The sequence below is a fragment of the Pseudomonas sp. 32_A genome, from assembly GCF_017490905.1.
Lineage (GTDB): Bacteria > Pseudomonadota > Gammaproteobacteria > Pseudomonadales > Pseudomonadaceae > Aquipseudomonas > Aquipseudomonas inefficax.
The window spans coordinates 101,306-125,773 of the sequence record NZ_JAFGYI010000012.1; the positions used below are offsets into that span (position 1 = coordinate 101,306).

The 24,468-nt window shown below is 63.5% G+C and carries 23 protein-coding genes and 1 pseudogene; 8 read left to right on the plus strand and 16 right to left on the minus strand.

All coding sequences use genetic code 11. The features are described 5' to 3' along the window. The first annotated feature begins 12 nt into the window (after positions 1-12). A complete protein-coding gene (locus J5M58_RS10110) occupies positions 13-672 on the plus strand; it encodes a pentapeptide repeat-containing protein (RefSeq protein ID WP_207878059.1) in 660 nt (219 codons plus the stop codon). 165 nt (positions 673-837) lie between these two features. Here J5M58_RS10110 and J5M58_RS10115 read toward each other — a convergent pair whose 3' ends face one another. Then, positions 838-1,476 carry a response regulator transcription factor gene (locus J5M58_RS10115; RefSeq protein WP_207878060.1) on the minus strand — a complete coding sequence of 213 codons (639 nt, stop codon included), beginning with the start codon at positions 1,474-1,476 and terminating at the stop codon, positions 838-840. Further along, on the minus strand, positions 1,476-2,750 hold the full coding sequence (locus J5M58_RS10120; protein WP_207878061.1) for a histidine kinase: 1,275 nt from the start codon (positions 2,748-2,750) through the stop codon (positions 1,476-1,478). The genes J5M58_RS10115 and J5M58_RS10120 overlap by 1 nt, the downstream gene beginning before the upstream one ends. A 152-nt stretch (positions 2,751-2,902) precedes the next feature. Between J5M58_RS10120 and J5M58_RS10125 the strand changes: the two genes are divergently transcribed. The 6 genes from J5M58_RS10125 (at position 2,903) to J5M58_RS10150 (ending at position 8,181) form a co-directional block, all read left to right on the plus strand. Then, positions 2,903-4,096 carry an ABC transporter substrate-binding protein gene (locus J5M58_RS10125; RefSeq protein ID WP_207878062.1) on the plus strand — a complete coding sequence of 398 codons (1,194 nt, stop codon included), beginning with the start codon at positions 2,903-2,905 and terminating at the stop codon, positions 4,094-4,096. A 31-nt stretch (positions 4,097-4,127) separates the two neighbouring features. Further along, positions 4,128-5,117, plus strand: coding sequence for a YVTN family beta-propeller repeat protein (locus tag J5M58_RS10130; RefSeq protein ID WP_112253870.1), 990 nt, complete (start codon positions 4,128-4,130; stop codon positions 5,115-5,117). Further along, the gene (locus tag J5M58_RS10135; protein WP_207878063.1) at positions 5,114-5,854 is read left to right on the plus strand and encodes an ABC transporter ATP-binding protein; all 741 of its coding nucleotides are present in this window, start codon (positions 5,114-5,116) and stop codon (positions 5,852-5,854) included. Before J5M58_RS10130 ends, J5M58_RS10135 begins: the two co-directional genes overlap by 4 nt. Beyond that, a complete protein-coding gene (locus J5M58_RS10140; protein WP_112253872.1) occupies positions 5,851-6,642 on the plus strand; it encodes an ABC transporter permease in 792 nt (263 codons plus the stop codon). The genes J5M58_RS10135 and J5M58_RS10140 overlap by 4 nt, the downstream gene beginning before the upstream one ends. Positions 6,643-6,897: 255 nt before the next feature. Continuing rightward, on the plus strand, positions 6,898-7,458 hold the full coding sequence (locus J5M58_RS10145) for a PQQ-dependent catabolism-associated CXXCW motif protein (RefSeq protein WP_112253874.1): 561 nt from the start codon (positions 6,898-6,900) through the stop codon (positions 7,456-7,458). 57 nt (positions 7,459-7,515) lie between these two features. Beyond that, a complete protein-coding gene (locus J5M58_RS10150) occupies positions 7,516-8,181 on the plus strand; it encodes a response regulator transcription factor (protein ID WP_013972165.1) in 666 nt (221 codons plus the stop codon). A 106-nt stretch (positions 8,182-8,287) separates the two neighbouring features. Here the strand turns inward: J5M58_RS10150 and J5M58_RS10155 are convergent, their stop codons facing one another. The 14 genes from J5M58_RS10155 to pstS all read right to left on the minus strand — a co-directional run bounded on the left by J5M58_RS10155 (position 8,288) and on the right by pstS (position 23,298). Continuing rightward, positions 8,288-10,186: a NahK/ErcS family hybrid sensor histidine kinase/response regulator gene (locus J5M58_RS10155; RefSeq protein WP_207878064.1), complete on the minus strand. Its 1,899-nt coding sequence runs from the start codon at positions 10,184-10,186 to the stop codon at positions 8,288-8,290. Beyond that, on the minus strand, positions 10,155-11,318 hold the full coding sequence (gene nosP / locus J5M58_RS10160) for a nitric oxide-sensing protein NosP (RefSeq protein ID WP_112253877.1): 1,164 nt from the start codon (positions 11,316-11,318) through the stop codon (positions 10,155-10,157). The genes J5M58_RS10155 and nosP overlap by 32 nt, the downstream gene beginning before the upstream one ends. A gap of 185 nt (positions 11,319-11,503) precedes the next feature. Continuing rightward, positions 11,504-12,688 carry a porin gene (locus J5M58_RS10165; RefSeq protein WP_207878065.1) on the minus strand — a complete coding sequence of 395 codons (1,185 nt, stop codon included), beginning with the start codon at positions 12,686-12,688 and terminating at the stop codon, positions 11,504-11,506. 200 nt (positions 12,689-12,888) lie between these two features. Beyond that, entirely contained in the window at positions 12,889-13,443 is a 555-nt protein-coding gene (locus J5M58_RS10170) for a helix-turn-helix domain-containing protein (RefSeq protein ID WP_063913578.1), read from the minus strand. A gap of 293 nt (positions 13,444-13,736) precedes the next feature. Next, entirely contained in the window at positions 13,737-15,095 is a 1,359-nt protein-coding gene (locus J5M58_RS10175; protein ID WP_207878066.1) for an aspartate aminotransferase family protein, read from the minus strand. Positions 15,096-15,163: 68 nt separating this feature from the next. Then, positions 15,164-15,937: a gamma-glutamyl-gamma-aminobutyrate hydrolase family protein gene (locus tag J5M58_RS10180; RefSeq protein WP_133973501.1), complete on the minus strand. Its 774-nt coding sequence runs from the start codon at positions 15,935-15,937 to the stop codon at positions 15,164-15,166. An 84-nt stretch (positions 15,938-16,021) separates the two neighbouring features. Next, a complete protein-coding gene (locus J5M58_RS10185; RefSeq protein ID WP_112253882.1) occupies positions 16,022-17,368 on the minus strand; it encodes a glutamine synthetase family protein in 1,347 nt (448 codons plus the stop codon). A gap of 27 nt (positions 17,369-17,395) precedes the next feature. After that, entirely contained in the window at positions 17,396-17,950 is a 555-nt protein-coding gene (locus J5M58_RS10190) for a helix-turn-helix domain-containing protein (protein WP_013972148.1), read from the minus strand. A gap of 159 nt (positions 17,951-18,109) precedes the next feature. After that, positions 18,110-18,709 carry a hypothetical protein gene (locus J5M58_RS10195; RefSeq protein ID WP_112253883.1) on the minus strand — a complete coding sequence of 200 codons (600 nt, stop codon included), beginning with the start codon at positions 18,707-18,709 and terminating at the stop codon, positions 18,110-18,112. Then, positions 18,709-19,407, minus strand: a complete 699-nt coding sequence (locus tag J5M58_RS10200; RefSeq protein WP_112253884.1) for a hypothetical protein — start codon at positions 19,405-19,407, stop codon at positions 18,709-18,711. The genes J5M58_RS10195 and J5M58_RS10200 overlap by 1 nt, the downstream gene beginning before the upstream one ends. Positions 19,408-19,498: 91 nt before the next feature. After that, positions 19,499-20,260, minus strand: a complete 762-nt coding sequence (gene pstB, locus J5M58_RS10205) for a phosphate ABC transporter ATP-binding protein PstB (protein ID WP_031324478.1) — start codon at positions 20,258-20,260, stop codon at positions 19,499-19,501. Between the two features lie 75 nt (positions 20,261-20,335). Next, positions 20,336-21,229 carry a phosphate ABC transporter permease PstA gene (gene pstA, locus J5M58_RS10210; RefSeq protein WP_024086822.1) on the minus strand — a complete coding sequence of 298 codons (894 nt, stop codon included), beginning with the start codon at positions 21,227-21,229 and terminating at the stop codon, positions 20,336-20,338. Next, a complete protein-coding gene (pstC, locus tag J5M58_RS10215) occupies positions 21,229-22,194 on the minus strand; it encodes a phosphate ABC transporter permease subunit PstC (protein WP_061302441.1) in 966 nt (321 codons plus the stop codon). Before pstC ends, pstA begins: the two co-directional genes overlap by 1 nt. Before the next feature lie 72 nt (positions 22,195-22,266). After that, a complete protein-coding gene (gene pstS, locus J5M58_RS10220; RefSeq protein ID WP_112253885.1) occupies positions 22,267-23,298 on the minus strand; it encodes a phosphate ABC transporter substrate-binding protein PstS in 1,032 nt (343 codons plus the stop codon). A 288-nt stretch (positions 23,299-23,586) separates the two neighbouring features. Here pstS and J5M58_RS10225 point away from each other — a divergent pair. Further along, positions 23,587-23,964 (plus strand): annotated as a pseudogene (locus J5M58_RS10225) (termination factor Rho). The last annotated feature ends 504 nt before the right edge of the window (positions 23,965-24,468 follow it).

The following is a 24,468-nucleotide window of genomic DNA, read 5'->3' on the forward strand; positions in this document are numbered from 1 at the left end:
AGAGCCTTCGCCATGAACTACCTGCCATTTGCCTTGCTGATCGTGCTGTCCCCTGCCGTTGCCAAGAATGCCGACGACGCTGGCAACGATCCCCCCCTGGCCATCAACGGCTGCGTGATTGCCGAAGCCAGCCAGTGCCCGGGGGCCGACCTGCGTGGCGCCAACCTGGCCAACCAGGACCTGCGCAAGATGAACCTAGCCGGCGCCGACCTGCGCGGTGCCGACCTGCGCCATGCCCGGCTGGACCTGGCCAACCTGGAAAAGGCCAGCCTGCAAGGCGCCAACCTGACCCGCGCCAGCCTGCAGCAGAGCAACCTGCGCCTGGCCGACCTGAGCCATGGCCGGCTCGTGGCCATTCAGGGCTGGGGCCTGTTTGCCCAGGGTGCGCAATTTGCCAAGGCCGACCTCAGCGCGGCCTACCTGCAGTTCGCCAGGTTGTCAGGGGCGAAGATGCACCAGGCCAACCTGCGGGCGGCGGACCTGGAAATGGCCTGGCTGAGCAAGGCTGACCTGCAAGATGCCGACCTCGGCGATGCCAATCTGCAGGAGGCCAAGTTTGGCCAGAGCAACCTGGCCCGCGCCGACTTGCGCGGGGCGCGCCAGCATTATGGGAATTTTCAGGAGGCCAACATGGAGGGGTGCAAGGGGTGCCCCGAGACCTGGGACAATTGAGCAACGCGTGCTTGGGCACATTGTTCCCCTGTGGGAGCGGGTTCACCCGCGAACACCGGCAAAGCCGGTGCCATATACCGAGTCGCCTCATTCGCGGGTGAACCCGCTCCCACATAGTCCCTGCTAAATCCATCAGTCACATGATGGTCTTCGAAGAAAGAAACTTCACCCCGCCACCCGCACCACCCCCAGATCAATCCCCAGATGCACCAGCTCGGCATGTGAAGTGACCTGCAACTTGCTCTTGAGCAAGGTCAGGTGGTTGGACACGGTCTTGGCGCTGATGCACAGTTGCTCGGCAATCCCCCGCACCGGTGTGCCCTTGGCCAGCATCACGAAAATCTCCAGCTCACGCTGGGTCATGCGTTGCAGGCGCGGGTCGCTGGCATTCTGCTGTGAGGTGCAGGCCAGCTGGGTGGCCAAGGGCTGTTCGATATAGGCATGCCCCGCCAACACGCGCTGCACCGCCTCGATCAGCACCTCGGGCGCCGAGTTCTTGGTCAGGTAGCCCGAGGCCCCGGCATCCAGCGCCTGGCGCACCAACGGCAGTTCGTCATGCATGCTGAAGAACAGCACCCGCAATTGCGGCAGGCGCTGGCGCAGGCGCCGGGTGGTTTCCAGGCCGCTGATGCCTGGCAGGCCGAAGTCCATGATCACCAGGTTGGGCACCTGCTCCTGAACCCGGGCCAGCGCCTCTTCGCCACTGGCAGCCTCACGCACCTGTACTGCCGGCAGCACTGCCCGCAACAGGCTGGCATAGCCCTGGCGGACCACGGCGTGGTCATCGACCAACACGATATTCATCACACCTCCATGGGAATATTCAAGTCCAGCGCCCAGCCGGCACCCGGGCGGCTGAGGATGCGCAGTTCACCGCCCAGGCTACGGGCACGCTCGGCCATCGAGTGCAGGCCTACCCCAGGGCGCTGGGGCTGGCTGGCACCGCAGCCGTTGTCACGAACCAGCAGGCGCAAGCCCTTGGCGCTGCGTTGCAGGCGTACCCGCACCTGGCTGGCGCCAGCGTGCCGGGCGACGTTGGTCAATGCCTCTTGCAGCAAGCGATACAAATGCGTCCGGCTTGCCCCGGGCAGCGCCGGCAGCTGCTCGCCGACCCGCAGGCGACAATCGATACCCTGACTGGCCTGCCATTGGCTCACCAGCAGGCCGAAAGCTTCGGCCAGCGGCATGTGCTGCAACGCCAGCGGGTACAGGTCATGTACCAGGGCGCGGAAACCTTGCTGCAGGCGTTCGCAATCGAGCTCCAGGGTGCGTGTCGTCTGCGCCACCACGTTTGGCTGGTCGGCGAACATGCGCAGCAGGCAGAGCTGGGCGCGAATTCCCGCCAGGTATTGCCCAAGGTCGTCGTGCAGGGTCTGCGCCAGCTGGGTGCGCTCTCGCTCCTGCACCGCCAGCAGGGCTTGGGTGAGTTGAGTATTGTCGGCCCGGGCCTGCTGCAGAGACGCGGTCATGCGGTTGAAGTGCTCGGCCAGCTGGCGCGCCTCCGGCAGGCCGGCCTCGCGCAGGCGCGCGGTCAATTGCCCCCCCGAGACCTGGCGCAAGGCCTGCAGCAAATCGTCCAGCAAGCCCATGCCCCGCCGCACCGCCCAGCGGATGGTCAACAAGCTCAGCAACAACGCCAGGCCGCACAAGACCAACAGCTGCTGCAGGGAGTCACGGACCTCGTCGATCTCATCGCGCGCATCCACGGCAATCATTACCCGGCGCCCGTCACCCAGCTCCAGCAGCCGACTGCTGCCGTGGCGCTGGCCAAGCAGTTGGCGGCCCAGCCAGGCATCCAGGCCGGTCTCTTGCGGCAGCTGCGCGGCTTCGCCCGCCGCCAGCCAGTGCACCCGCACATGGCGCAGGCTTTGCGTGAGCCGGGGTTGCAGGCTCTGTGGGGCACGTTCGGCGGTGTCGCCAAGGTAGGCCACCACGGCTTCTGCAGATTGCAACTCTCGCTCCACATCGGCTACTGCCTGGTGCAATAGCACGCCGGCACAGGCCAGCGTCACCATCGCAAAGCAGCACGTGACCCACAGGTTGATGCGCCACAGGGCCGACAGGTTGACAAGGCACATGGGCAGTTCTCCTCTGGGGGGCTGCGGCTCATCGTAAAACCCGGGCACAGGTGGTGAATTACTACCTTGGTACCGGGCGAGCGCTACTTTCTGCATATTTCCCCCTCTCGGCGGGCTTCCTATGCTGGCGCCATCTGCCGTGGAGTTGCCTTATGCGCCAGCCTGCCCACCTTGCCCTGACCTGCCTGCTGGCCCTGGCCGCGACGCTTTCTGCGAGCCCGTCATCCGCCGCGCAGGCCCAGGGCGCGGAACCGTTGCAGGTGCGCATCGGCTACCTCGGCTATCGCCCCGATCCCGGCCCGCTGCTGTCCAACATCATTCCCGAGCCCACCGATGCCGGGCTGCAGGGCGCCGAACTGGCGATTGTCGACAGCAACAGCAGCGGGCGCTTTCTCAAGCAGGAGTTCCACCTGGCCAACGCCAGCCTCGACAGCCCCGAAGCCCTGCTGCAAGCCGCCAAGGCCCAGCATGATCAGGGCCTGCGGCTGTTCGTGGTAAATGCCCCCGCCGGCAGCCTGCGCGCGCTGTCTGCCGCCCTGCCAGACAGCCTGCTGTTCAACGCCGGCAGCCCGGACGACAGCCTGCGCAGCAGCCAGTGCCTGGGTAATGTGCTGCACAGCCTGCCCAGCCGCGCCATGCTGGCCGATGCCCTGGCGCAGTTCCTGGTGCTGCGCAAATGGCAGCGGGCGCTGTTGATCGTCGGCCAGACCGACGACGACCGGGCCTATGCGGCGGCCCTGCGCCGCGCCATGAAGCGCTTCGGCGTGCAGCTGGTCGCGGAAAAAGCCTGGACATTCGACAACGACCAGCGCCGCAGCGCCCAGGCCGACATGCCGCTGTTCACCCAAACCGCCGAGTACGACGTGGTGCTGGTGGCCGACGAGCGCGGCGACTTCGGCGAGTACCTGCCCTACCAGACCTGGTACCCGCGCCCGGTGGCCGGTACCCAGGGCCTGACCCCCACCGGCTGGCACAAGACCGTGGAAACCTTCGGCGCGGCGCAGCTGCAAAAGCGCTTCGAAGCCCAGGCCGGGCGCTGGATGAACGACCGCGACTTCGCCGCCTGGATGGCCGTGCGCAGCGTTGCCAGCGCGGTGAGCAAACTTCGCCAGGCCGAGCCCCGCGCCCTGCAACAACTGCTGCTCAGCGAGCAGTTGCCGCTGGACGGTTTCAAAGGCCGCAAGCTCAGCTACCGCCCATGGAACGGCGAGCTGCGCCAGCCAATCCCACTGGTGCAGCCGCGGGCCCTGGTCAGCACCTCGCCGCAAGAGGGCTTCCTGCACCCGTTCAACGAAATGGACAGCCTGGGCTACGACAAGCCCGAAGTGACCTGCGGCTACCCCTGACCCGATAACCACAACAAAAAAGGATTTCGCCATGCGTCGCTCCCCTTTTCACCGCGCGCTGCTCTACCCCAGCCTGCTGTCGGGCGCCCTGGCGCTTGCTTGCGGGCACGCCATGGCAGCCACCGCCTGGGTGTCGAACGAGAAGGACAACAGCCTCAGCCTGATCGACATGCAGACCCTGCAAGTCACCGAGACCCTGCCGGTGGGCCAGCGCCCGCGCGGCCTGCTGCTGTCCCACGACAACACGCTGCTGTACATCTGCGCCAGCGATTCGGACCGGGTGCAGGTGATGGACGTGGCCACCCGCAAGATCATCAAGGAGCTGCCCTCCGGCAAGGACCCCGAGCAGTTCGCCCTGCACCCCAACGACCGCTGGCTGTACGTGTCCAACGAGGACGACGCGCTGGTGACGGTGATCGATACCCAGACCGACAAGGTGCTCGGGCAGATCGACGTCGGCATCGAGCCTGAAGGCATGGCGGTAAGCCCGGATGGCAAGTGGGCGGTGAACACCAGCGAAACCACCAACATGCTGCACTGGATCGACACCAGCACCCAGACCTTGGCAGAGAGCACCCCGGTGGACCAGCGGCCGCGCTTCGTCGAGTTCAGCCAGGACGGTTCGCGGTTGTGGGCTTCGGCGGAAATCGGCGGCACGGTAACCATCCTCGACGTGGCCAGCCGCCAGGTACTGAAAACCCTGAACTTCCAGATCAAGGGCGTGCACCCGGACAAGGTCCAGCCGGTAGGCATCAAGCTCAGCGCCGATGGCAAGTACGCGTTCGTCGCCCTGGGCCCGGCCAACCATGTGGCGGTGGTCGATGCCAAGACTTATGAAGTACTCGACTACCTGCTGGTGGGCCGGCGCGTCTGGCAACTGGCGTTCACCCCGGACCAGAGCCAGTTGCTGGCCACCAATGGGGTCAGCGGCGACGTTTCGGTGATCGATGCAAAAGACCTCAAGGTGCTCAAGTCGGTGAAGGTCGGCCGCTACCCCTGGGGCGTGGTGGTGACGCCATGAATACCCTCGAAGTCAGTGACGTGAGCTTTTCCTATGGCCAGCGCGAGGCGCTCAGGCAGGTCGGTTTCAGCCTGGCGCCCGGGCGCTTCGCCGCCTTGCTGGGCCCCAACGGTGCCGGCAAGTCGACCTTGATCGCCCTGCTTACCCGGCTGTACGACCTGCAGCACGGCGACATCCGCGTGTGCGGTTGCTCGCTGCGCAACGCCACACACCCGGCCTTGCGCCAGCTGGGCGTGGTGTTCCAGCAAAGCACCCTGGACCTGGACCTGAGCGTGGAGCAGAACCTGCGCTACCACGCCTCGCTGCATGGCCTGTCGCGGCGCCAGGGCAGTATTCGGGTAGATGCCGAGTTGGCCCGCCAGGGCCTCGAAGAACGGCGCCGTGAACCCGTCCGCGCGCTGAACACCGGCCATCGGCGCCGAGTGGAGATTGCCCGCGCGCTGCTGCATGAACCGCGTTTGCTGTTGCTCGACGAAGCCAGCGTCGGCCTTGACCCGGCCAGCCGCCTGGCGCTCAACCAGCACCTGCGGCTGCTGTGCCGCGAGCAGCACCTGAGTGTGCTGTGGACCACCCATCTGCTGGACGAAGTGCAGCCCAGCGATGACCTGCTGATCCTGCATCAAGGGCGCCTGGTGGCCAGCGGCACGGCCGACGCCCTGAGCCTGGAGCACGGCGGTAACCTCGACCATGCCTTTGCCCGCCTGACCCGCGCCCCCACAGGAGCCAATGCCCGATGAACGCTTACTGGCAGTGCTTCAACGGCATTCTCCTGCGCGAATGCCTGCGTTTCGTCCTGCAACGCACCCGTTTTCTCAGCGCCCTGGTGCGCCCGCTGCTGTGGCTTCTGGTGTTCGCCGCCGGCTTTCGTGCGGCCCTGGGCATTGCGATCATCGAGCCCTACGACACCTACATCCCCTACGAGGTGTACATCATTCCCGGCCTTGCCTGCATGATCCTGCTGTTCAACGGCATGCAGGGCTCGCTGTCGATGGTCTATGACCGGGAGATGGGCAGCATGCGGGTGCTGTTGACCAGCCCATTGCCGCGGCCATTCCTGCTCGGCAGCAAGCTGCTGGCGACCTCGTTGATTTCCTTGCTGCAGGTATACGCCTTCCTTGCCATCGCCTGGCTGTATGGCGTGCAGCCGCCGGCTGCGGGCCTGTTGCTGGCGCTGCCGGCGTTGTTGCTGGTGGCGCTGATGCTCAGCGCCCTGGGGCTGTTGCTGTCGAATGCGATTCGCCAGCTGGAGAACTTTGCCGGGGTGATGAACTTCGTGATCTTCCCGCTGTTCTTCCTGTCCTCGGCGCTATACCCGTTGTGGAAGATGCGCGAGGCCAGCCAGTGGCTGTACTGGTTGTGCGCCATTAACCCGTTCACCCATGCCGTGGAGCTGGTGCGCTTTGCCTTGTATGAGCGCTTCAACCTTCTGGCGCTGGCGGTATGCCTGGGGCTGACCGTGCTGTTCACCCTGCTGGCGATCCTCACCTTCAACCCCCAGCATGCCGCGCTGCGCAAGCCGCGCTGACTGATGTGAACAAGGTCCGTGTGGGAGCGGGTTCACCCGCGAAGGAGGCGACGCGGTGCATGGCACCGGCTACGCCGGTGTTCGCGGGTGAACCCGCTCCCACAGGGATCGCGCACGCAGTCAGATGAGCAGAATCAGGCCAGAGGCGCCGTCCAGCCGTCTACTACTTTAGTACTGCCTTTGCTGTCTGATCGTCGCATTCACAATGCACCGCCACTGGCATGTAATGGGCCTATAACAAAAAGGACAAACCCCATGCCACGTGCCCTGCCCCGGCTGCCATGCCCATTGCTGGCAGCGCTTTCCCTGAGCCTGTCGCTGGGCATCGCCCAGGCCGACACCACGCCGCTGTTCTCCGCCGAGGGCTATCGCACCACCCTCTACCGCAGCCCGACCCCACAACAGGTCGCGGGCGGCCAGGTCATCGATACCGCCGAGCTGCAAGGCCTGCTGGGGCACACCCCCAAGCCGGTGCTGATCGACGTCTACCGCCGCCAGTGGCTGCAAGGCCGCTTCATCGAAGATGAACCCCACGCCAACATCCCCGGCAGCCGCTGGCTGGCCAACACCGGCGACGGCGAGCTGAGCCCGGCGTGGCACGATTACTTCGTGCGCAACCTGCAACAAGCCACCGCCGGGCGCATGGGGCAACCGCTGGTCTTTTACTGCCGCTCCGATTGCTGGTTAAGCTGGAACGCGGTAAAACGCGCCAAAGCCCTGGGCTATAAGAATCTGTATTGGTATCGCGATGGCCTGGACGCCTGGCAGCAGGCCAACCTGCCGCTGCAGCCGGCGCAGCCAGAACCCTTCCCCTGAATTCATCGCCTGCGAACGCGTGCCCGCTACATCCAATAAAAACGAGGTGAAAAGGCCATGTACAAAATTCTGATTGCCGACGATCACCCCCTGTTTCGCGAAGCCATCCACAACGTTATCAGCGATGGCTTCCAGGGCAGCGAAGTCATGGAAACTGCCGACCTGGACAGCGCCCTGGCGCTGACCCATGAGCATGACGACCTCGACCTGATCCTGCTCGACCTGAACATGCCTGGCATGCATGGCCTCAATGGCCTGATCACCCTGCGCAACGAGGCACCGACCACGCCAGTGGTGATCGTCTCGGCCGAGCAGGAAAAGCAGATCGTGCTGCAGGCCATTACTTATGGCGCGGTGGGCTTCATCACCAAGTCCTCGCCACGCTCGCAGATGATCGAAGCGATCGAGCAGATCCTCAACGGCAATGTCTACCTGCCGCCCGACATCATCCGTGCCCAGAAAAGCAGCACCAGCCGGCGCCTGAACGATGCCCCGAGCTTCCCGCCGGAAATGCTCCAGGCCCTGACCCGCAAGCAGCTGCTGGTACTCGAGCGCATGACCAAGGGCGAGTCGAACAAGCAGATCGCCTACACCCTGGATATCGCCGAAACCACGGTCAAGGCCCACGTTTCGGCGATCCTGCGCAAACTCAACGTGCACAACCGGGTGCAGGCCATCCTCAGTGCCGGTGATATCGATTTTGGTGATTACCTGCGGCGTTGACCTGTTCCGGCCTCTTCGCGGGCTTGCCCGCTCCCACAGGTATTGCGCAACACTGAAACCTGCGGGGATCCTGTGGGAGCGGGCAAGCCCGCGAAGAGGCCGGCGGCTAGGCCACACTGCTGCCCAGCAAATGGCTCATCGCCGCCTTCAGCTTCATCGGCCGCACCGGCTTGTGCATCAGGGTGTGGCCCAGCTGGCGAATCTGTTGCTTGAGCTCGTTGCTGTAGTTGGCGGTGATCATCATCGCCGGCAAGGGCTGAGTGCGACGGGCATTGATCCGCGCCACGGCGTCAACGCCATTGCAGTCATTGTCCAGGTGGTAGTCGGCGATCAGCAGGTCAGCCTCGGCATGGTAGTTGTCCACCTGGCGCGCCAGATCCTCCTCCGACAGCGCGGTGACCACCCGGCAACCCCACCCCTCCAGCAGAGTGCGCATGCCGGCGCAAATCGCCGCATCGTTATCCAGCACCCACACCCGCGCCCCGCGCAGGCGCTCGAGCATCGGCTCGCTGATCGCCAGGCTCGGCTGGGCCTTGGGCGCGGTGGCGCTCAGCGGCACTTCGACCGCAAATACCGAGCCTTTGCCAAGCCATGAACGCACCCGGATCCGGTGGCCGAGGATGCCGGCTATCTTTTCCACGATTGCCAGGCCCAGGCCCAACCCACGGTCCTGGTCCGGGCGCTGCATATCGCCGCGCCTGAACTCCTGGAACATTTCGTCCAGGTGCTCTTCGGCGATACCGATTCCGCTGTCCCACACTTCGATCCGCAGGCCACCACGCTGGCGCCGGCAACCCAGCACCACGCGGCCGCTGCGAGTGTAGCGAATGGCATTGCTGAGCAGGTTGCGCAGGATCCGCGCCAGCAGCTGGATGTCACTGCGCACCACGGCGGAACAGCCCACGAAATGCAATTCAAGCCCTTCGCTGCGCGCCACCTGGGCGTATTCGGCAGCAAGGTTGTCCATCAGCTCGCGCAAGGCGAACGGGGCGACATCGGCCTTGATCACACCGGCATCGAGTTTGGATATGTCGACCAGGGTACCTAGAAGGTTCTCCACATCTTGCAGGGAGTTGCTGACATTACGCACCAGATGAGCACTGTTCTGCGGCTCGCGGTGCTCCAGCAAGGCACTGGTGAACAGCCGCGCCGCGTTCAGTGGCTGCAGCAGGTCATGGCTGACGGCGGCAAGGAACTTGGTTTTCGACAGGTTGGCCTGCTCGGCCTCGCGCTTGGCCTCGCGCAGGCGCGATTCCACCCGGCTGCGCTCCTCGATTTCGCGCAGCAGCTGCTCGTTGAGGCTGGTCAGCTCGGCGGTGCGCTCGCGCACCCGTTGCTCCAGGTGCTGATACGCCTGGTGCAGCGCCTGTGCGGTATTGCGCCGCTCGGTGATATCACGGATCAACACGAAGATGCCCACCACTTCACCATTGGCCAGGCGGTTCGGCACGTAGGAGCGCAGCATGTAGCGTTCCTGGCCGTTGATGTTGGTTTCGGCAAACTCGAAGGTTACGCTCTCACCTGCCAGGGCCCGCGCCACGTAGGCCTCCAGGCGCTGGTAATGCTGCTCGCTGTGGGCCTCGCGCAGGCTCTGGCCCAGCATTACGCCGCGAGGCCAGCAGTACCATTCTTCATAGACCTTGTTGGTGAATTCGTAGACCAGGTCGGCATTCAGGTAGGCGATCAGCGCCGGCACATGGTCGGTGATCAGGCGAATCTGGTGCTGGTGGGCAGTCTCGGCCCGCTGCCGGGCCTCGCTGAGCAGGTGGTTGACGGCCTTGAGCTCGGCCATGGCCTGGTTCAGCGCTTCGGTACGCTCGCGCACCTGCTCGGCCAGCACCACCGAATGCTGGAACGCGGCATAAGGGTCGTTGCCCCGCGTTACGCCAGACTCGATACGCTCGATCAACGCGCCGTTGATACGCTGCAGCTTGTGGTTCTGATGCTGCAGCCGGGCGACCTCGGCCTGCAGTTCAGCGGCCGACAGGAGGCCGGTTGCGGGCAATGGCGACCCCGGTGAAGGTCTGGTTGATGTGCATGCCATTGAACTGTTCTCCGTAGGTGTTGAAGCCAATCACCCGCTGCTCGCGCAGGAACGCGCCGATCGGTTCCAGGCCTTGCCGGGCTTCCAGCTCCAGCCGCCGCAGGAAGCAATCGCAACCGATGGTCAGCAGCAGCGGGCCGAGGCGCTGCTGCAAGCCGTCGAACAACTGGTGCAGGTTCGGCAACAGCGGGCCCGGGGTCATGGCGGTGAGCACGATGCCGTTTTCCACCGCGCAGTAGAAGCTCAGGCTAAGGTCCGGGTGCACTTGCTGGATCGCCCGCACGTAATACTGGTCGTGGATGCGCACGGCCAGTGGATGGGCGGCGAATACCCGATGATCGAGCTCGGCCACCGGCACGCCGATGTGCCGGGCGTATTCCTCGGCAGCAGGCTCGGCATTCAGCTCGAAGACCCGGCGCTGGGCACTGTCGGCGCCGGTGACCACCAGCTTTTCCTGGCGCGGCAGGATGTGGTGGGTGGTGAACACTTCGAAGTCGAGCCAGGTATTGACCAGCACCACTACCGCCGCGCCATGGTGGAACGCGCCGCCGAAATACACGTGGGTGCGGGTCAGGTAGTTGTCGTCGCCGGCCGAACCACCAAAATGCGGGATGTCGCCCAGGGCCGCACCGAGGGCGGCGAGCACCATCTCCTCGCGGCTGGACAAACCGTCGAGCAGGGTCAGGGCAAAGCTGCGGCCCTTGATCGGCGCCAGGGCATTGCTGCGGCAAGTGCCGACCAGGCGCTCGACCATCTGCTGGGCGTCGATCAGGCTGAAACACTCCATTTCATCGATCAGCTCGGTGGCGATGGAAAAGTGCCGATGATCGAACCCGACCGCCGTTATGCAATTGCGGCCGTAGCCCAGCGGGGTGATTTCCCCGGCGCTGGTGCAACCGACCAAGCGGATGCCACCAAAACCCTGCTCCAGCGCTTCGCCCAAGGCCTGCAGGTCGTATTCGGCGGAGCAGAAGAACAGCACGAAGCCCAGATGCGGGTGCAGCAACTGCGCCGCCAGCTCCTGGGCTGCCTGCCGGGCATCGGTTGCCTGCGACATGGCGCTGACCACACCGTCGTTGTGAGCCTGCTGCATGGTCGTCTCCGGCGCGGGTGGCTGAGGGTTCAGTGTACGAAGGTGGGTACCGGGGACGAATGCTACTTGGGTAGCGGGTGGGCGGTTCCATGGGCGTAAATGCAGGGAACCAACCTCAGGCCAGCCGCTCCCACAGGGGCCTCAGCCACGGTGCGATGCGCACACCGTGGCTGGAGGCAAGGTCATTACCAGGTCAACACCGCCCCCACCGCAAAGGTATCGGTGTCTTCGTTCTGGTCACTGGTTTCATGCCCGTCGATGGAGAACTGGTTGTACTCGGCAACCAGCTTGAGGTTGTCGTTGACATCATGGAACAGCGCCACGCCACGGGTTTCATAATCCGCACCACTGCCCACCGCGCCGTTGCCGTCGTCCTTGGTCTTGCCATAGGACAGCGCCACGCGGTTCTTGCCGACCTTGTAGGAGCCCTGTAGCAGGTAGCCATCGCTGTCGACATTGCGCAAGGTCGGTTCACCAGCGTTGTTGGTGAAGAACGGGTTGATGCCCTTGGCCTGGAACCCCGAGCCGGTCAGCGACAGCCCGCCCATCTTCGCCTGTACACCGTAGCCGACACCTTTGGAGGTGACCGACTGCACCGCCGGGTCGGTGTTGTCGGAGGTCTGGTAGCTGCCGTTGACCCAGCTGTAGATCTGCGCCCCGCCCAGGTCGAACTGGTAGGTGATCTCGCTTTCGGTACGCGGGTTCTCCTGGTAGGCCTTGCCGGTCGGGCTGCTGTCGTTGGTGTCCACCGGGTCCATGATGCCCACCGCCACCCGCAGGCCGTCCATCACCGGCGTGCGGTAGGTGATCTGCGATGTGGGGAACGGGTACGGGTAGCCGCTACCGATATTGCCGAACGATACACCGCCACCGTCCACCAGCCCCAGGGTGTCACTGACCTGGCCGTAGCCGGCCAGCAGTTCGTCGAGCAGGATGTTGGAACGGGCGAACAGCCCGAAGTCCTTGCCGATCAGTACCTCGCCCCACTCGGGGTTGGCCACGGTACCGTAGAACTGGCGCACGTCGATGGCGGTGTCGGTGCCGTTGGTTTCGCTGTCGTTGATGGTGACCCAGAACGAGGCGCGTGCGCCGAGCTTCAGGTCGTCCACCTGCTTGCCCATGTTGAAACCCAGGTAGTTGGGCAGAAAGCCCATCTTCACCCGCGACTGGCGGCGGTCGAATTGCTCGCCTTCGCGATCAACATCGCTGTTCACGTAAAAGGCGTTGATGTAGCCATCGGTGGAGAAAGTCGTCTGGTCCTTGTCGTACAGCATGATCTCGGCCTGGGCGACGCTGCTCAGGCAGAAGGTCGACAGGCTGACGGCAGCAGCCGCAAGCAAACGTGGGGATAGATTCTTATTGTTGTACATGGCGCGCTCCGAAACGGGGACGGGATGTCGGAGGCGATTATCAGAAGCGGGCAAACAGCCAGAAACGCTGCCTTGGAGGGGGCTGCCAGGTGCTTTGGGCCGGCGCGCAGGGCGTGATGATTCCGGCCCAGGACCGGATTACGCCCAGAGGCAAGACTTCTGGTGTAACCCTTAGTAGGCGTCGGGTCTACTACCGCCCTTCAGCTGAACACCCAGAGCACGCGGGTGGGCTTGTCAGTGAGGTTGGCGTAACGAAAACTGGCGTGGGGTTGCAGCTGAAAACTGTCACTGGCGCGCAGCGTTACCGGCTCGCCGCCATCCAGCCAGACGGTCAGTTCGCCTTCGAGCACGAAGCAGCCCTGCTCCGAGCTGTCGTCCAGGTACTCCTCGCCACTGCTGGCCCCCGGCTCCAGATGGCTGTCGAGCATGGAGAACGCGCCCGTTATCGTCGGGGATGCCAGCACATCGGTGATGCCACCGGCCAGGTGAAGGGTACGACGCTCGTGCGGGCGGGTGACCCAGTCGAGCTCGCGGGGCTTGTCCAGCTTGTAGAAATAGGCGGTGGAGACGCCGAGCTCTTCGCTGATGGCCGTGAGATCGGCCACGGTCGGGCGCGACACGCCTCGTTCGACCTGGGACAGAAAGCCCACCGAACGGCCGATGCGCTGGGCCAGTTCGCCCAGTGTCAGGCCCTTGAACTTGCGCAGGTCGCGAATCAGTACGGCCAGGCCTTCGATTTCTTCGTGCACTTTCATGGTTGAATCGCGACTTTCGGATGGGAAAAATAGATGCCCTGAAAAGTACATGATTCATTTCACAAAGCAAGATGCTTCGCGGCATTGCACGAGCCGGCGAAGATATGCCTGGCCAGTTGACGCGAGCCCTTGTAGGAGCGGCCTTGTGTCGCGATGGGCTGCAAAGCAGCCCCAGGGTTTCAGTGCAGATGCACAAATTGCCGGGGCTGCTTTGCAGCCCATCGCGACACAAGGCCGCTCCTACACCTGACCGCGCAACCGGTCAGGTGGGGGCAACTGTCTCGCCCAGACGCTCAACGAACAGCCTCGTACGTCAGGTCCAGGCACTTGCGGGCTTTTTCCACCAGTTCGTCGATCTCCTCGATGCTGATCACCAGCGGCGGCGCGATGATCATGGTGTCGCCCACGGCACGCATGATCAGGCCGTTGTCGAAGCAGTGCTGGCGGCAGATCATGCCGACACCTTTGCCTTCGTAGCGGGCGCGGGTGGCCTTGTCCTTCACCAGCTCGATTGCGCCGAGCATGCCCAGGCCGCGTACCTCGCCCACCAGCGGGTGGTCGGCCAGCTCGCGCAGGCGTTGTTGCAGGTAAGGGGCGGTCTTGTCGTGCACCTGCTCGATGATCTGTTCGTCACGCAGGATCCGCAGGTTCTCCAGGCCCACCGCAGCCGCTACCGGGTGGCCGGAATAGGTGAACCCGTGGTGGAAATCACCGCCTTCGCTGATGACTCTGGCCACTTCGTCACGCACGATCACGCCGCCCATGGGGATATAGCCGGAGGTAAGGCCTTTGGCGATGGTCATCAGGTCGGGCTTGAGGTCGTAGTAATCGCTACCGAACCACTCGCCTGTACGGCCGAAGCCGCAGATCACTTCGTCGGCGACAAAGAGGATGTCGTACCTGGCCAGGATCTCCTTGACCTTAGGCCAGTAGGTCTGCGGTGGAATGATCACCCCGCCAGCGCCCTGGATCGGTTCGGCGATGAAGGCGGCAACGTTGTCCACGCCGACTTCGAGGATCTTCTTCTCCAGCTGTTCGGCCGCCCACACGCCGAAGTCGGCCTCGGTCATGTCGCCGCCTTCGCCATACCAGTACGGCTGCGGGATGTGCACGATATCCGGGATCAGCCCGCCCTGCTGGTGCATGCCGCTCATGCCGCCCAGGCCCGCGCCGGCCACGGTGGAGCCGTGGTAGCCGTTGATGCGGCCGATGATGACCTTCTTGTTCTTCTGGCCCTTGAGCGCCCAGTAATGGCGGACCATGCGCAGCACGGTGTCGTTGCCTTCGGATCCGGAGCCAGTGAAGAACACATGGTTCATGCCTTGCGGGGCCACATCGGCGATCGCCTTGGCCAGTTCCAGCGCGGGCGGGTGCGCGGTCTGGAAGAACAGGTTGTAGTACGGCAGTTGCCTCATCTGCCGGCTGGCGACGTCGGCCAGCTCATCGCGTCCATAGCCCACCGCCACGCACCACAGCCCCGCCATGCCATCGAGAATCTTGTGCCCTTCGCTGTCCCAGAGGTACACGCCCTTGGCCGAGGTGATGATGCGCGGGCCTTTCTCGGCCAGTTGCCGAACATCGCTGAACGGGGCCAGATGGTGGTCGCGGCTCATGGCTTGCCAGGCGAGGGTCTGCGAATTGTGCTCACTCATTGACTTCACTCCATCAGGTTGCGCAGCCGTGCTGCGCAGGTACTTTTTTGTAATTGGTAAGATCGCTGTCAGGCGGACTTCAACAGCATCTGGCGCAGTACCGAGCGATGCCGGCAGGCCTTGCCAAAGGACTGGAAGATGGTCAGGTAATGCGGGTTGTCCATGACCTGGTACTCGGGGTGCCATTGCACGGCCAGGGCAAAACCCTTGCTGTTCTCGACCGAAATCGCTTCCACCAGGCCATCGGGCGCCAGCGCCTCCACCCTCAGCCCGGGGGCCAGTACATCGATGCCCTGGCCGTGGATGGAATTGACATCGATGATCGCCGGCAAGCCCATGCGGTCGAGCATGCCGCCTGGCTCTATATGCAGGGCGTGACGCGGGCCGTATTGCTTTTCGATGGGCTCACCCTTGCTTTCGCGGTGGTCCATGAACATGCCGGTCTCGTGCACCTTCTGGTGCAGGGTGCCGCCCAGCGCCACGTTCATTTCCTGAAAGCCACGGCAGATGCCGAGCACCGGCACGCCGGCGGCGATGGCCGCACGCATCAGCGGCAATGTGCTGGCATCCCGCAGCGGGTCGTGATGGGTACCTGCTGCACTGGCCGGGCCGTTGTAGTGGAATGGTTCGATGTTGGACGGCGAACCGGTGAAGATCAGCCCATCCACCACATCGAGAATATCGGCGCTGTCCATCAGGTCGGCGAGGCTGGGTATCACGATGGGCAGCCCACACGCTGCCTTGGCCGCCGCGCGCGCGTACTTCTCGCTGATGGTCTGGGTTGCATGCAGCTCGATCATGCTGGTGCATGCGGTAATGCCGATAACGGGCACACGTGGCATATCTTCCTCCGGCAAATCCCTATTGCGCGTTGTGTTGAAACGGTAGAAACGGAGGGTGCAGCGGCGCTGCCCCAACCTCGGCACCTACAGGAACCAGCGGTATTCGCGGGCATCGATGTGGCGCATGAAGTCCAGTTGCTCCTGGTATTTGTTTTCGCAGTAGACCATCACGAATTCACTGCCCAGGCCTTTGTTCACGTCCGGGTGGTGACGCATGGCCGCCAGCGCACTGAAGGCATCCTTGGGGAACTCGATGCCGCTCTGGCGGTTGTCGTTCAGCGGGGCGATGGGCTCGACGCCACGCTCCAGGCCATGCTCCATCCCGGTCAGGATGGCCGCCAGCACCAGGTACGGGTTGGCATCGGCACCGGCGAGGCGGTGTTCGATGCGCAGGTTGCGCGGGTCGGACTCGGGGATGCGAATACACGCATCGCGATCTTCGAAACCCCAGCTGGCCTTGCTCGCCGCGTTGACCATGGCGCCGTAACGGCGGTAGGCATTGTGGTTGGGGGCGAAGATCGGCATGCAGTGCGGCAGCAGCTCCAGGCACCCTGCCACCGCATGGCGCAGCTTGCGCTGGTCATCGCCGGCCAGGATGTTGTTGCCGGCGTTGTCGTACAGGCTGACGTGCACATGCATGCCGCTGCCCGGCGCGTCGAGGTACGGCTTGCTCATGAAGCTGGCTCGGTAGCCGTGCTTCATCGCGATACCGCGGGTACTGCGGCAGAACAGCGCCGACCAGTCCGCAGCACTCATCGCATCGTCGCTGTGCGAGAAGTTGATCTCGAACTGGCCTGGGCCCAGCTCCGCGGTGATGACGTTTGCCGGCACGCCCTGCTCGTTGGCGCCATCGACCATCTCGTGCAGCACCGGTGCGAAGCGCGACAGCCGCTCGATGTGCATGTTCGGCTGATCGTCGTGATCGTCGGTCGCCTTGTCGCGTGGGTACTGTGGCAGGCCGTTATCGAGCTTGCGGTCGAACAGGTAGAACTCCAGTTCGAAGGCTACCACCGGGCGAATGCCACGGCTGGCCAGGCGCTGGATCACCCGGGCCAGCACTTCACGGGGCTCGAACTCGATGGGCTTGGCGGTGCCGTCGGAGGTGATGAGCATCTGCGCGATCGCTTCCTTTTCCCAGCGCACCGGCTTGAGGGTACCCGGCACCAGGCGGCGGGCGGCATCCGGGTCGCCGTCGGCGAAGCAGTAGTCACCGATCGGGTAGAGGCCACCCTGGGTGCCCAGCAGCACGCAGTTCTGCGGCAACTTCAGCGGCGCGCCGGCTGCGACTTTTTCCAGCATGTCCATGGGGTAGCGCTTGCCGTAGAAGTGCCCGGGAATATCCAGGGCAATCAGGTCGACATAACGTATTTCTGGGTATTGCGCTCGGAACGAGCGCACTTCAGTCAGCAGATCCGGAAAGACGACACTCATCTTCTTGTCCTTGTGAGGTGTACGAATTCAATTGAAGACCCAGAGCACGCGGGTGGTTTTTTCCGTCAGGTTGGCGTAACGGAACTGCGCGTGGGGGTGCAGCTGGAAGCAGTCGTTGGCCTGCAGGGTCACGGCGTCGCCGTGGTCCAGCCAGACCGTAAGTTCGCCTTCGAGCACGAAACAGCCCTGCTCGGAACGGTCGGTCAGGTACAGCTCGCCACTGCTGGCGCCTGGCTCGAGATGGCTGTCGAGCATGGAGAACGCGCCGCCAATGGTGGGCGAAGCCAGCACATCGGTGATACCCGACTCAAGGTACAGCGTGCGCCGCTCGTGGGGGCGCGTGACCCAGCTGACGCTACGGGGCTTGCTCAGGTTGTAGAAATACGCGGTGGATACGCCGAGCGCTTCACTGATGGCGGTAAGGTCCGCCACGGTCGGGCGCGAAACCCCGCGCTCCACCTGGGACAGGAAGCCGACCGAGCGGTTGATGCGCTCGGCCAGTTCGCCCAGGGTCAGGTTCTTGAATTTGCGCAGGTCGTGAATAAGGATCGCGAGGGCTTCAACCTCTTCGTGCATCTTCATCGATTGAGACTGCCGTGAAATTTTTAGAGTTATTTTTCATGAAAAATTACATGAAAAATTTCACGAGTCAAGCCGAAGCTGAAAATGGGAAGCCGCGAATGGAGATGTGGGGGGCAACAAGTAGCGAAGAGGCGTAACGAGAAAAGTACCTTGAAGCCCTCAGGACGCGAGGGCCTGCGGACGCTGCCGTACCGGCATTTCATAGCGGTGCGGTTGCTGCCAGGCCAGCTGTGCCTGGACATCGGCCGCGGCATCCATCACCTTCTGCGCCCAGTTCTCGTCCTTGGGGCACACCACCACTACGCGAAAACCGTGGTCGACGCCTTCCAGCCGCACGCCTTCGGAATCATCGACATGCAGGTCGATATCGAAGGCCGAGGGCAGCTTCGAGGGGGCATTCTCAAGCCCGTTCACGGCCAGGATATGCTGGTGCCGGTCACTGTTGACCACGCCATCGACACGGATACCGTAGAGCATCAGCCAACGGCGGATGTAGGACGGCGTGCGCCCCGACGAGGTGTAGATCCAGATGCTGCAGCCCTGGCGGCGCAGGTCGCGGATCAGCGAGCGCGTGCCACTGCGCAGGGGTTCACCCAACCAGCGGTGGATGAACGCCGGCAGCTTGCTGTCCTCGGCGGCGGCGTGGTCGGCCTGGCAGGCGAGCGTGTCGTCGATATCGAACGAAATGCGTACCTGCGGGCGATTGAACGTGCGCTCGAGGGCTTGCCGCCCGCGCTGGAACAGAGAAGTGCTTTGCATCAGCGGCACCTCTCGCGCACAGGCATGGATGTGCCGCCCAAGAAGAACTTGCCGGGCTCGGGCGCGTGCGCTTCAAGGAAAGCTGCATACTTTTTCTTGATCTTGGGTAGTTCGTACAAAGCCTTGACACCATGCTTGGCAGAGTTGCGTATGACCGAGGACGGGTTGAAGTAACCCTCGGCGTTGTCCAGCGACAGCACGAATGGTGGTAGCCCCGCGCGCATCAGCAAGTAGCTGACAATGAGCGAACCCGTGCGGTTGTTGCCCTCGATGAACAGCTGCGGCTTGCTGAGAATTCGAACGTAGACACCCGCCGCGCGCTTCCAGATCGAGTCGCTGCCATACGAGCAATACCAGTTGTAGAGGTCCTTGATGCCACCCTCCACATTGTTGAAAAAGTGCGCCTCGGTCGCCGCCAGGTGCGGGGCAAACTCCCGCCGGCGTGCCGGGTCGTTGCCGCACAGCACGGTGGCATTGATCTCCAGCATCAGGTTCAACTGCTGAAGGTCGAAAAGGTCGACACCCCGGGCGACATAGTCGTCAATCAGGGCATAGCCTTCAACCACATTCAGCAGCACCTCGTCGGTAAACGGATCCCGCGGTTCGGTGAAATGCTGGCTGAGTTCGGCAAAGCGGGCCTGCACCTCACGCAGTGCGCGCTCTACCGCTGGCAGATCAAGACGACGCGTCGCTGGCATTGGAAATCCCTGGTAACACTTACGGAAGGTAATGCGGCCGGGTGTTGCTGCCATCCTGACTGCAACACCCGGCCACCCTGGCACGAACGCCTCAGCTGAACTTGCCGCTGATGTAGTCGGCGGTCAGCTGCTCACGCGGGTTCTGAAAAATCTGCGTGGTCGGGCCCATCTCGACCAGGTAGCCGGTACGGGTGCCCTTGGAGATGTCGACCGAGAAGAACGCGGTGGTGTCGGCCACACGAATAGCCTGCTGCATGTTGTGGGTCACCAGGGCGATGGTGTAGTCCTTCTTCAGCTCGACCATCAGCTCTTCCACCCGGCGGGTGGCAATCGGGTCGAGTGCCGAGCAGGGTTCGTCCAGCAGCAGCACTTCCGGCTCGGTGGCGATGGCGCGGGCAATGCACAGGCGCTGTTGCTGGCCGCCGGACAGGGCCAGGCCGCTGACCTTGAGCTTGTCCTTCACTTCGTCCCACAGCGCGGCGCCCTGCAGGGCGTGCTTGACGCGGTCGCCGATGTCGCCCTTGTAGCGGTTCAGGCGCAGGCCGAAGGCGACGTTGTCGAAGATGCTCATCGAGAACGGGTTGGGCTGCTGGAACACCATGCCGATGTAGCGGCGCACCACCACAGGGTCGACGCCCTTGCCGTAGACATCCTGGCCCAGGAAATGTACATGGCCTTCGAAGCGGAAGCCCTTCACCAGGTCGTTCATGCGGTTGAGGCTACGCAGCACGGTACTCTTGCCGCAGCCGGACGGCCCGATGAAACCGGTGATCTCGTTCTTCCTGATCGGTACATGGCTGTCGCGAACGGCCATGAAATTGCCGTAGAAGATCTTGTCCAGCTTGCAGTCCATGACGATGGGGGCTTCGCTGACCACGGGAGCGGCTTTTGGCGCAGTGGATACGTTCAAGGTCGGATGCTCCCTTTCTCAATACTTGGGCTTGCCGAATACTCGGCTCAGAATGTTGATTACCAGCACGATCATCACCAGTACCAGCGAGGCCGCCCAGGCGAGCTCGAGCTGGTTGTCGAATGGCATGCCGGAGAAGTTGTAGATCAGTACGGCGAGCGAGGCCGTCGGGTTCATGACCGCCAGGTCGCCGTCATGCAGAATCCAGTAGTTGCTGAACAGCGCGGTGAAAAGCAGCGGCGCGGTCTCGCCGGCGGCACGGGCCACGGCCAGCATGACCCCGGTCAGGATGGCCGGCAGGCCGGTGGGCAGGACGATTTTCCAGATCACCTGGGCACGGGTGCAGCCCATGCCGTAGGCGGCATCCTTCATGATCTTGGGCACCATCTTCATCGACTCTTCAGCGGTCAGCACGACGATGGGCAGCATGAGTACCGCCAGGGCCACACCACCTGCCGGTGCGGAGTAGGTGCCGGTGGTCATCACCACCAGGGCGTAGGCGAATACGCCGGCCAGGATCGACGGCAGGCCGGTGAGCATCTTGGCGGCGAAGCGTGCGGCGTTGGCCAGCTTGCTATCCGGGCCGAGCTCGGCCAGGAACACCGCAGCCAGGATACCGACCGGCACGGCGATGGCAGCCGCGATGCCGACCATGACGAAGGTACCGGCCATGGCGTTGCCAAAGCCCCCGCCCATCTCGAAGCCGGTGGGTGGCAGCTCGGTGAACACTTCCAGGTTGAGGCGTGCACCGCCACGGGTGATCAGCATGTACAGCACGGAAATCAGCGGCACGCTGGCCACCAGAGCCGCGAACCATGCCAGCGTGGTCAACACCAGGCTGCGCAGGGAACGCCCTTCCAGCTTGCGCTGCAGGCTGGGCAACGCATTTGCAGGGGTAGTGAGGTTGGTCATTATTTGTTACCCCGCTGGGCGTAGAGCATGATCATCGAGCCGAGCACGTTCACCAGCAGGGTGATGAACATCAGTACCAATGCGGCATACATCAGCACCTCGATCTCGTTCGGGCCGGCCTCCGGGAAGTTCAGGGCCAGCAAGGCCGCCAGCGTGTTGGCCGGGGCGAACAGGGACAGCGAAATGTTGTTGGCATTGCCCACCAGCATGGCCAGCGCCATGGTTTCACCCAGCGCACGGCCCAGGCCGAGCACCAGCGAACCGAAGATGCCGGTGGCTGCCGATGGCACCATTACTTTGAGGATGGCCTCCCAGTGGGTGGCGCCCAGGCCGTAGGCGGCCTGCTTGGTCTTCATCGGCACGCTGGTCAGGGCATCCTGCGAAACGGCGGCGATGGTCGGCAGAATCATGATCGCCAGCACCAACGCGGCAGGCAGCAGCCCGGGCCCGCTCAGCGAGGTGCCGAAAAAGGGAATCCAGCCCAGCTCGCTGTTCAGCCAGGTGGTCAGCGGGCGAATGGCCGGGATGACCACATAGATCCCCCACAGGCCGTAAACGACGCTGGGGATGGCAGCCAGCAGCTCGACGATGGTGCGGAACACCGCCGCCAGCCTGGCCGGGAGGAAGTCCTGGGTGAGGAAAATGGCCATGCTGACGCCGAAGAAACCGGCGATCAGCAAGGCGATCAGGGCGCTGTAGAGCGTGCCCCAGATCGCTGGCAGAATACCGTACTTGCCTTGGTTGACGTCCCAGACACTGCCGAACAGCACGTCAAAGCCATGCTTCTCGATGCCAGGCAGTGCCTTGCGGCCCACTTCGTAGACCAGCGCGAAGACCAGCGCCAGCACCAGTACCACACCGATGCGTGCAAGCGCACGGAAGGTGCGATCAACCAGGAAGTCTTTCGCAGACGGTGGCTGGCACGCGGAGTCGGGGTTAGCCGGGATGGCAAAAGGAGTGTTCATTGGCAAGTTCCGGGACAGAGGGCAAACCCACCCGGCATGGTCGCCAGACCACACCGGGAGCGCCTGGGTGTGTTACTGGATGTTGGCGGACGCTTTGCGTACCTGTTCGACAACCGACGGTGGCAGCGGGATGTAGCCCATCGAGTCGGCGATCTTCTGGCCTTCGGTCAGGCTGTACTCGACCATTTCGCGCATGGCCTTGGCCTTGGCCGGGTTACCGTTGTCCTTGCGGAAGATCATCCAGGTGTAGGAGGTGATCGGGTAGGACTTGGCACCATCCGGGTCAGGCAGCCAGGCCACCAGGTTTTCCGGCATGTTCACCGCTGCCAGCGCCTCGGCACCGCTCTCGGCGTTCGGCACGACGTATTGGCCGGCCTTGTTCTGCAGCTGGGCGAAGTCGACCTTGGCCAGCTTGGCGAAGCCGTATTCGATGTAGCCGATGGCGCCTGGAGTCTGGCGGACCGTGGCGGTTACGCCATCGTTCTTCGGCGACTTGATGAACTTGTCGCTGGCCGGCCAGTTTACGGTGTTGCCTTCACCCAGCGCTTGCTTGAAGTCAGCGTTGATGGCCGACAGGTGCTTGGTGAACACCGCGGTGGTACCGCTGGAGTCGGCACGCACGACCACGGTGATCGGGGTAGCTGGCAGTTTCAGCTCGGGGTTGGCAGCGGCGATCTGCGGGTCGTTCCACTGGGTGATCTTGCCGAGGAAGATGTTGGAGTACACATCGCGCGGCAGCTTCAGCCCTTTAGGGTTGCCTGGCAGGTTGTAAGCCAGGACGATTTCACCGGCGGTCATTGGCAGCAACTGCACGCCCTCGCCAACCTTGGCGATTTCTTCGGCTTTCATTGCCGAGTCGCTGGCGGCGAAGTCGACGGTCTTGTTCAGAAAGTCCTGAACACCCGCCCCGCTCCCCTTGGACTGGTAGTCAACGGTGACACCGTCGGTTTCCTTGCTGAAGGCCTTGAACCAGGTCAGGTAGATCGGTGCCGGGAAACTTGCGCCGGAACCGGTCAGGCGGACGTTCTCTGCGGCAAAGGTTGCCGAAGTGGCGCAAAGAGAAACGGCAACGGCGAGTGCAGCGGACTTCATCAGGCGTATCATCGAAAAGCGCTCCGTGTGATGGCCGGCACACTTTGCAGCAGCAATGTTACAGCTTTGTGACCAATGAATGGCAGGCCGCACGGTAGAGCCGTCTGGCGGCGCCATCACGGCAACATCAGGGGCCAGAGCCCTGGAGCGGTTCCTGTCTCAACCCTAGGGTCTCGATGTGTCGGTTGAATGACAGTTTCCAGCGGCAGCGGGTTTCCTGACACCACTCGTCCATTACCGGGCACTCTGGCGTTGCCCCGGCATTCAACCGCTCATGCAAACCAGACGGGAGAGAATGCCATGCCACGCGGCGACAAGGACAAATACACCGACAAGCAGAAGCGCAAGGCCGAACATATCGAGGAAAGCTACGAAGAAAAAGGCGTGCCGAAAGACCAGGCCGAAGCGCGCGCCTGGGCCACCGTCAACAAACAGTCCGGGGGTGGCGAGAAGAAAGGAGGTTCGGGTAAGGCCGCATCTTCCAGCGAGAAGAAAACCGCCCGCTCGGACTCGGCCAAACGGGCTGCCAAGTCACGCCAGGGCCATTCCCGCACCTCGGGCAGTTCCCTGTAAACCCAGACTAAGCAAAGCCTGATGAAAGAAGCGCGCAGCAAAGACATCAAGGGGCGCTCCACCATGACCAAGGCACAATTGGTGGAAGCGCTCAAGCACGCATGATGCGAGCCTCAACCACCCGCAGAGTCGCGCCAGCCCCGGGCCAGGCGCGATCCCCGTGGGAGCGGGCGCGCCCGCGAAGAATGCAACACGGTGCATGGCACCGGCTGTGCCGGTGTTCGCGGGCATGCCCGCTCCCACATCGACCGTGCAAGCTTCAAGATCCTTGGCCGAAGCCATGGCCTTTACAGGAATGACACCAACCCTTGGGCCAGGCGCGATCCCTGTGGGAGCGGGTTCACCCGCGAACAATGCAACACAGTGCCTGGCACCGGCTGCGCCGGTGTTCGCGGGCATGCCCGCTCCCACACCGACCGTGCAAGCTTCAAGATCCTTGTCCGAAGCCATGGCCTTTACAGGAATGGCACCAACCCCTGGGCCAGGCGCAATCCCTGTGGGAGCGGGTTAACCCGCGAAGAATGCAACGCAGTGCCTGGCACCGGCTGCGCCGGTGTTCGCGGGCATGCCCGCTCCCACACCGACCGTGCAAGCTTCAAGATCCTTGAC